The organism is Segeticoccus rhizosphaerae (assembly GCF_009192725.1).
GTDB lineage: Bacteria > Actinomycetota > Actinomycetes > Actinomycetales > Dermatophilaceae > Segeticoccus > Segeticoccus rhizosphaerae.
Genome location: NZ_VOHR01000653.1, coordinates 1 through 794, shown reverse-complemented (window position 1 = coordinate 794; position 794 = coordinate 1). Strand labels below are relative to the sequence as shown.

Sequence of the window (794 nt, the reverse complement as noted above, 5' to 3'; positions counted from 1 at the left end):
CGGCGGCCCCGTCACCGCGGAGGGGCTGCTGTCCGCTGCCTACGAGGGCCTGCGGCTCGCCGCGATCCTGGCCTGCCTCGGCGCCGCCAACGCGCTCGCCAGCCCGCGCCGGCTGCTGCGCTACGTGCCCGCCACCCTGTATGACGTGGGCACGGCGGTCGTGGTGGGCCTCACCTACGCGCCGCAGATGGTGGAGGACGCGGGCCGCGTGCGGGCCGCGAGACGCCTTCGGGGACACTCCGGTCGGGGGCTGCGCGAGCTCGCGCACCTCGCCGTGCCGGTGCTCGAGGGAGCCCTCGAACGCTCGCTCGACCTCGCCGCGTCGATGGAGTCGCGCGGCTACGGCCGCTCCGTGCACCGCACCGCCCGGTCGAGGCGCGCGGGAAGTCTGCTGACGATGGTCGGCCTGCTGGGTGTGGTGGCCGGTCTCTACGGCCTGCTCGACGGGTCGACCCCTGCGTTGCTCGGACTACCGCTGCTGGTTGTCGGCGTGCTGCTGGCCGGGGCCGCGCTGCTGGTGGGCGCACGGCGGGACCGCCGGTCCGCCTACCGGCGCGACCCGTGGGGGCTACCCGAGTGGGTCGTGGTGGTCACGGGCGTGGTGCCCGCCGTCGTCCTGGTGGTCGGCAGCCAGCAGGCGTGGGAGGGACTCGTCCCGGTCCAGGTGCCGCTGACCTTCCCCGCGCTCCCGATCCTCGCCGTGGCGGCGGTCCTCGTCGCAGCCCTCGCGTCCGTCCTCGCGCCCCTGCCGCCCCAGCGTGCGGCACTCGACGCGGCGCGTGCGGCGAGGCCGG

The 794-nt window shown here is 76.6% G+C and carries 1 protein-coding gene; it reads left to right on the top strand.

The genetic code is table 11. The features are described from left to right. A partial coding sequence (locus FRW57_RS22320) for an energy-coupling factor transporter transmembrane component T (RefSeq protein ID WP_152187110.1) occupies positions 1–794 on the top strand: 794 nt, incomplete at both ends.